This window comes from Mesobacillus boroniphilus JCM 21738 (assembly GCF_000517385.1).
Lineage (GTDB): Bacteria > Bacillota > Bacilli > Bacillales > Cytobacillaceae > Mesobacillus > Mesobacillus boroniphilus.
Map to the genome: position 1 here is coordinate 1 of NZ_BAUW01000140.1, position 6,124 is coordinate 6,124.

The window sequence follows — 6,124 nt, forward strand, 5'->3', positions numbered from 1 at the left end:
CGCTAGTGTAATTTCCTATTAAACAAGAAATTCCGCCCCTTCTGGTAAGGAATCAAACTCACCATTAACCAATAATCCAACATAGAAAGTTCCCTCAGTATGACTCTCACTCGCTTTAGGCTCGTACACCGTAATCTCAGTTCCCTCAAGGTTCGATATACCTGTAAAAATTGGTGCGCTGCCTCCTTTAAAATGCACGTTCCCACAGGTAACACATAAACAATCACCAGAGCCTTCCTACAAATCAAATCGCTCCTTAATTTGCCGGGCAACTTCATCTGCGCTTAAATTAGTATTATTTATCCGAATATAGTTCTCTCTTTCTATCTCACCTTCGATTGAATTCAAGCGATATTGATCCATCGATTTCACCAGGTCCCGCTCCGGCCTTTGCAGATTTCGTTTTGTGGGCTTGTGTTGGAGTCGATGCGGGCTTTTGTTGCGCTCCAGTCTTTCGTCCAAATCAGCCTCCAGTTCAACAAAATACACCGTTCCACCTTTTGTTTCAAAAATCCGGCAAACTTTATCCACATACTCCCAGTCTTCTTTCATATCGAATGCCCAGACATAGGTAAAAATCAAGCCATACTGATCGCTTTTCGCCATCTCCTCAAATATTTCCTGACGGAAGAGTCCGACTAATCTCTTCCCCTCCCTTGTCCCGTAATCGAAGAAAGGTTCACTAATTCAATCGTCATATGGTTATGGAATAGCTTTAATTCTGTTATTTTTTCAAGTTCATGCCCTACCGTCATTTTACCGACAGCCTGCGGCCCAAAGATTAAAACAAACTTCATACTTCCTCCTTAACAAACCTTCGCTTAAACTCCTGGCTCAACTCACTCCAGACATCGAATTTATTGCCGTCCAGATCGTAAAACACAAAATTCCTGCCTGCATGACCCCTGTTTTCAAGCTCACCGACTTTAATTCCTCGTTCTTTAAAATCAGCATGAAATGAAGCAAGTGCCTCCAAACCATCGACCTCATATGTAAGAACGAACCGTTCCGTACCATTTGCATCAAAAAAGTTAGAGTTCTGTTCCACTGCCTTAACCAAAAACATACTAATATCAGCCACATTCAAAATAGCTTTGTCATCATCCAGGTAATTTAACTTTGCACCCAGTTTTTCCTTATACCATTCTGCTGAACTTCACGAATCCTTAACAGGAATATAAATCGTACCAACTATGATTAATTGATTATTCACTGCCTTCACCCCTCTATTAAAAATTCTCTATTTCTCTTTTTTCACCTTCATAGTTATCTATTTTTTCCCATCTTTTAACATAGGCAAAATATAAAACCTTATGAATTAAAGTTTTCCACTTAACCCATACGGCTCAAATTTCTTTTCTTATAAAATATAAATGCCACCTTACAAAGAAGAATGCCACTATGTAATAGGGGACGGAATACCACCATTCCCAGCCTGTATATCGAATAAATTCCACTTTGACCATAAGTAGTTCAAAAAGGATTGTAATAACTAACCAGACTGCCATATATAAAGAAAATGCACTAATCTTTCTTGGCATGAAGTTGAGAAAAATAATGCCAAAAGATGCTCCGAGAGTCATCTCTATGAAATGAACTCTAAGCTGGACTCCAGGACCGCCCAACTCATAAAGTTTAAGATATAAATCCAAAGTAACATCCGTACTCAAGTTGATTAATGCAATTACAGCCCAAGTAACATATATTTCCCTGCCTGTAAGGCGCTTCGGCATAAACCATATAATCAGAAGATTGATGACCAAAGCCAGATATGGTGCCCAAAACATTCTTTTAACCACCCGCTTTTGCTTAGTCTCTTATCTTAACTTGTTTACGATCAAGCCACTGAATCCATTTATAAAATCCTAATAAAAACAATAAAATGACAGGGTCTACAATAGCAGAATGCAAAATTCCCCACCAGCCATACCGAAAATAACCCCAGGGCTCCGGCAGCATGGTGATGTATTCATATATTAAAATGAAAATGACAAATATGAAAATGAAGACAATCTTTTTAATCACTTTTTTTTTCAAAGGGATATAAGTTTAAAAAAATCATATTCACTGGTGGGATCAAGACGGTTCTAGAAATTAACTCCGCCCAGTCAACTCCTGGTTCAAAGTACCAATAACTGTTGAACTTAAATTCCACGATTAAGTCAAATAACATCTGAAAAGCAATCGTGAATGTCCAAATTTGAACGACCTGGCTTGGCAGCAATCTTTTATTCATCTTGAATGCAATCAGGTTAAAAATCAAAACTGATATGAGTAGTCCAATCATAAGCAAAACCCTTCATTCTTTATCGTTCCCTTTGATTTTCTCCCTCAGGTTTTCCAGTTCCTCGATTGAAAGATCCCCAAGCGCTTTAGTTATTTCTTCTTCGATCTTTTTTCTGTTCTTCTCACGGTATTGAGTCCACCATTCACGTAGTCCCTCTGTGTTCTCCAATAAATACTCAATATCAATCACTTCCACTTCATCGTCGGAGAGGTAATCAAGAACTGCGGCTAGCAGGCGGTTTAAAGTTTCTACTTCGTCATTTTTTTTGTTCATGACAGGCTCAATTTCTTCCATTTCGTTTTCCTGTTCTTCGGAAATTGCGGCTGGCTTTCGAGGCAAAATCTCACCTTCTTTTTCATGTTTTATATTTATTGTTCCCCCTGCCTTCATTTTTGATTATATGAAAAATTCAAAGTGAAACTTTCAATACATAAAGCAATCATATTGTCGCATTTTAATTATGAGGTGGTATTCTTGCGTAAAAAACAACAAAGATTATCTGCTGCATTTCTATATACTTCCGCAATCATAGCTTTGTTTTTATTGCCTTTTGCCATTGTCAAACGATCATTCAAAGACTGGATCATCGTTTACCTTGTAAGTATAATTGGGAACTCATGGGCAGACCGTTACCTTGTTTCAAAAGGATATTTAAAATACCAAATCAGACCATTTAAAAAGAAATTTAAGATTCACTTGCCCTTCGACTACGTGCACTACCCATTGATGCTTCTCTATTACAACCAATGGACACTGAATAGTAAGCCAGTAGGTATATTTCTTAAACTGTTTCCATTTATTATTCCACAGGTACTCATTGAGACATTTGCTGCCAAGAAAACAAAGCTGATCACCTGGAAAAAGGGATGGACATGGTATCACTCTGCTATTAGTTTAGTCTTAAAATTTTTAATATGCCGGGGGATTATTGGAACGATCCGGATTATTAACAATAAGGAGCTTTCCATAAATACTTCGAGTGAAGATTCTAAATAAATGTAAAGAAGACCAAATCCATATTGATTTGGTCTTCTAGCTTTTATTGACGGCAATTACAAAGGGTGTCTTGTAAATCCCAAATAACGTGTTCCTTGAAAGTTCAGTTCTCCATAATCCCCTTCAACCAGCTGTCCATATTCCTGGCCATTGACATGAAGTTCGAGCCTGTCACCACTGTCAAATTCAAACGTCACATAATAGATGCTCCGTGCATTGGTTTCCCCACCGCCACGCACACTCGTTCTTTTCGTAACGACCTTGGCATTTGCATTCAATCGTGGTGACTGGTTGTTATTACTCCATGTCCCTATGCTTTTAATGATCGTAAAAATAATGATTCCAATGACTAAAATAAAGATTGCTCCCATAAAGATCGGGACAAAAGTAAACATCCAATCCCCTTGTGTTCTACCATCATGATCATCTTCCCCCTGTATTCATTTATATGTATTTATCTACGATTCAGGAAGATACTAGGTTTCAAATACTTCCATTATTTACACTTCATAGGTAACTGTATCCATGAGTTCCACATCTATATTGGCAGGGTCAGACCATTCATGAAAAGCTTCCAAATGCCATTTATTCGGTAACCTCTGATAACCATTAACCTCAATCCATTGATGCAGCTCGTTATACGCCTGCCTAATTTCCACATTAGCTCCTCTATGTCTTAAAACGGCGTACATTTGAGCAGGTATGGTTAGGGTAACCATGTCTTTGGGAAAATCTTCGAATTCAGATACTTCAACACATACCCAATATCCATCTTCCTCACTTGAACTGTGTTCGACAACAAAAGCTCCATACTGCAAAGATCGATTCACCATATTCGCAATTTCATCCATACGCTCCCTCAACATCTTAGAAGCTTTCGGGATTTCGACGATATACTGGTCACCTGGACACAATACCCGGACCCCCACCAACTTCATTTCGGAAAAATGCTTTACTTCTGGCATAGCTGAATCCCCTTTCCTTCTTTTCCAAGCTCTCCGAACTAAATATCTAAATGACAAATAAACATTTCTCCCTCTCTTCCCATTGCACGTATGCCCTGATCCACGAAGCCGCCTTTCTTATAGACGGTTTGAGCAGCTATATTTGCATGGTTTACAGCCAATATGATTTCATTTACATCTGGAAAATGCTTTTTAACAAATGGGTTCAATAGCTTGATTGACTGTGAAGCAATACCTTTTCCTTGGAACTCAGCATTTATCGAGTAAGCACGTAATAATATTGCATCATTATTATTACTAAACTCTTTCACACCTTCACCACCATGGAGGACAAAAAAACCCGCAGGCTGATAACCATACAAAATGACAATTGGATGCCTGTCTGGCTCTGATTCGCATCTTTGCAAAGCATCAACAGGAAATGCCGTATATCTTTGCTGCTCCGCAGATAATCTGTAATTCAACAACCGCTCTTTATATTCCGGCTTGTAAAATACCAAAGAAACGATTTCTTTCTCAACGATTGACATAAAGAACTCTCCTTATATGTACAACAAGTATTCTAATTATATATCCTCCTAGCCAATATGAACCCAGCAAACTCACCCATTCCCCATTTAGATGATTGCTGCATATACTCTTTAATAGGCTGAAACACTTACTTATAAAATAAGGAGAGATCAAGTTGTACACTAGACAGAATGCGACGCAAAGTCTGCCGGTTCCTTCACGCTGGGGGATTGACGCGGAGATTGCCGGGAAACCGATTGTCAGAGGGACAATCACCATCAATTCCATATCTGGAAACTCCTTCACAGGCACCGCTAATTTTCGAGGTGATCCCATCCCTATCCAGAACATGGGATGAAAATGCAAAATCAATCCGCTTCGATTCACCTTATGCTTCGTTTGCTGGTCAATTGATGATTTATGATGATGCTGGTATCAATGTCCGCCATTTGGTGTTAAGCGGCAAGTTTCTGATGAAGCCTCCGTCCTTACAAGCCGGCGAAGCAGGCAGCTGGATTGCTACTACTGATACAGTTTTGACTGGTCCGCCAATCAATACAGGCGCCTTACCACCTGTAGGTGTTTTTTTAACATCTGATCTACTCTACAACACCGGAAGGCGAAATTCCGGTAGATATAGCAGGTGAATAAGCAGTACTAATCTTCAGATATTCACAGTCTGAAGATTACGTTCTCACTCTCTCTGGACAAACCTTATTGCTTGCTGACGATTCCGAAAATGAGTTTGAATTTTTTACAGTTCTTCTCCATGGTTTTTATGCCTTCTCTAGAATCGAAAATGATAACTGACTTCCAGAACCAGATTCTTATGTAAGCTGATTGGAAATATACTGGGCCCTTTATCCACTTTTCCTCATATTCCTCCCCGTTCTCACATTCAACTTCCGTTCGAACGAGCCATGTATTACCGATACCTATCTCAATGTATTTTTTGGGGGTCACTTTAACCATTTTTATAAGAAGACCTTTATTCTCTCGTTCATTTCTTGCTCTTCAATGTATTCAAAAAATCCTATTCGATTGCCCCACGGATCAGAAAAGGTTGCCCATTTTACAGGGACTTCTTCTCTCGAAAAAATCTCAAATAACTCGATATGTACTTCATTGATCAATCTGGATCTTTCATCTTCAATTGACTTAACACCTAAACGCAGCGGGCCGCTTCCCTCAGTTGGCGTTCCCTCTGCACCTGCAGCCAGCACCCGGTTATCAATTCCCACTCAGCAAAGCCATTATGCGGTGTAAAATCAGGTTCTTGGTTCAAGAGAGATTTATACCACTTTAAGCCTTCATCGAAATCCGATACTCGTACCTGGTATGTTATTTCAAATATCATTCCATAACC

The 6,124-nt window shown here is 39.2% G+C and carries 8 protein-coding genes and 3 pseudogenes; 2 read left to right on the forward strand and 9 right to left on the reverse strand.

Annotated elements, in window-relative coordinates:
* Positions 1–237 precede the first annotated feature (237 nt).
* The 4 genes and pseudogenes from JCM21738_RS20520 to JCM21738_RS20540 form a co-directional block, all read right to left on the reverse strand.
* Positions 238–797: pseudogene (locus JCM21738_RS20520) on the reverse strand (DEAD/DEAH box helicase family protein).
* Positions 794–1,213: pseudogene (locus JCM21738_RS20525) on the reverse strand (VOC family protein). The pseudogenes JCM21738_RS20520 and JCM21738_RS20525 overlap by 4 nt, the downstream one beginning before the upstream one ends.
* Before the next feature lie 133 nt (positions 1,214–1,346).
* Positions 1,347–1,787, reverse strand: a complete 441-nt coding sequence (locus JCM21738_RS20530) for a hypothetical protein (RefSeq protein WP_023614683.1) — start codon at positions 1,785–1,787, stop codon at positions 1,347–1,349.
* A gap of 512 nt (positions 1,788–2,299) precedes the next feature.
* The gene (locus tag JCM21738_RS20540) at positions 2,300–2,626 is read right to left on the reverse strand and encodes a hypothetical protein (protein WP_031307857.1); all 327 of its coding nucleotides are present in this window, start codon (positions 2,624–2,626) and stop codon (positions 2,300–2,302) included.
* A 135-nt stretch (positions 2,627–2,761) separates the two neighbouring features.
* On the opposite strand from JCM21738_RS20540, the gene JCM21738_RS20545 reads away from it, so the two are divergent.
* Positions 2,762–3,283, forward strand: a complete 522-nt coding sequence (locus tag JCM21738_RS20545; protein ID WP_023614686.1) for a CBO0543 family protein — start codon at positions 2,762–2,764, stop codon at positions 3,281–3,283.
* 56 nt (positions 3,284–3,339) lie between these two features.
* Here JCM21738_RS20545 and JCM21738_RS20550 read toward each other — a convergent pair whose 3' ends face one another.
* From JCM21738_RS20550 to JCM21738_RS20560, 3 genes are all read right to left on the reverse strand, one after another.
* On the reverse strand, positions 3,340–3,678 hold the full coding sequence (locus JCM21738_RS20550) for a DUF2500 domain-containing protein (RefSeq protein WP_035210089.1): 339 nt from the start codon (positions 3,676–3,678) through the stop codon (positions 3,340–3,342).
* Between the two features lie 105 nt (positions 3,679–3,783).
* The gene (locus JCM21738_RS20555; RefSeq protein ID WP_023614688.1) at positions 3,784–4,248 is read right to left on the reverse strand and encodes a GyrI-like domain-containing protein; all 465 of its coding nucleotides are present in this window, start codon (positions 4,246–4,248) and stop codon (positions 3,784–3,786) included.
* A gap of 38 nt (positions 4,249–4,286) precedes the next feature.
* Positions 4,287–4,778, reverse strand: coding sequence for a GNAT family N-acetyltransferase (locus JCM21738_RS20560; protein ID WP_023614689.1), 492 nt, complete (start codon positions 4,776–4,778; stop codon positions 4,287–4,289).
* A gap of 210 nt (positions 4,779–4,988) precedes the next feature.
* On the opposite strand from JCM21738_RS20560, the gene JCM21738_RS20565 reads away from it, so the two are divergent.
* On the forward strand, positions 4,989–5,405 hold the full coding sequence (locus JCM21738_RS20565; RefSeq protein WP_243463113.1) for a type 2 periplasmic-binding domain-containing protein: 417 nt from the start codon (positions 4,989–4,991) through the stop codon (positions 5,403–5,405).
* Positions 5,406–5,472: 67 nt separating this feature from the next.
* Here the strand turns inward: JCM21738_RS20565 and JCM21738_RS20570 are convergent, their stop codons facing one another.
* The gene (locus tag JCM21738_RS20570) at positions 5,473–5,730 is read right to left on the reverse strand and encodes a DUF3977 family protein (RefSeq protein ID WP_023614691.1); all 258 of its coding nucleotides are present in this window, start codon (positions 5,728–5,730) and stop codon (positions 5,473–5,475) included.
* 2 nt (positions 5,731–5,732) lie between these two features.
* Positions 5,733–6,115 (reverse strand): annotated as a pseudogene (locus JCM21738_RS20575) (VOC family protein).
* Positions 6,116–6,124 lie beyond the last annotated feature (9 nt).

Excerpts from the sequence above, each read along its gene's own strand:
- JCM21738_RS20570 (WP_023614691.1), bottom strand. The coding sequence starts at position 5,730 with ATGGTTAAAGTGACCCCCAAAAAATACATTGAGATAGGTATCGGTAAT.
- JCM21738_RS20555 (WP_023614688.1), bottom strand. The coding sequence starts at position 4,248 with ATGCCAGAAGTAAAGCATTTTTCCGAAATGAAGTTGGTGGGGGTCCGG.
- JCM21738_RS20550 (WP_035210089.1), bottom strand. The coding sequence starts at position 3,678 with ATGTTTACTTTTGTCCCGATCTTTATGGGAGCAATCTTTATTTTAGTC.
- JCM21738_RS20560 (WP_023614689.1), bottom strand. The coding sequence starts at position 4,778 with ATGTCAATCGTTGAGAAAGAAATCGTTTCTTTGGTATTTTACAAGCCG.
- JCM21738_RS20530 (WP_023614683.1), bottom strand. The coding sequence starts at position 1,787 with ATGTTTTGGGCACCATATCTGGCTTTGGTCATCAATCTTCTGATTATA.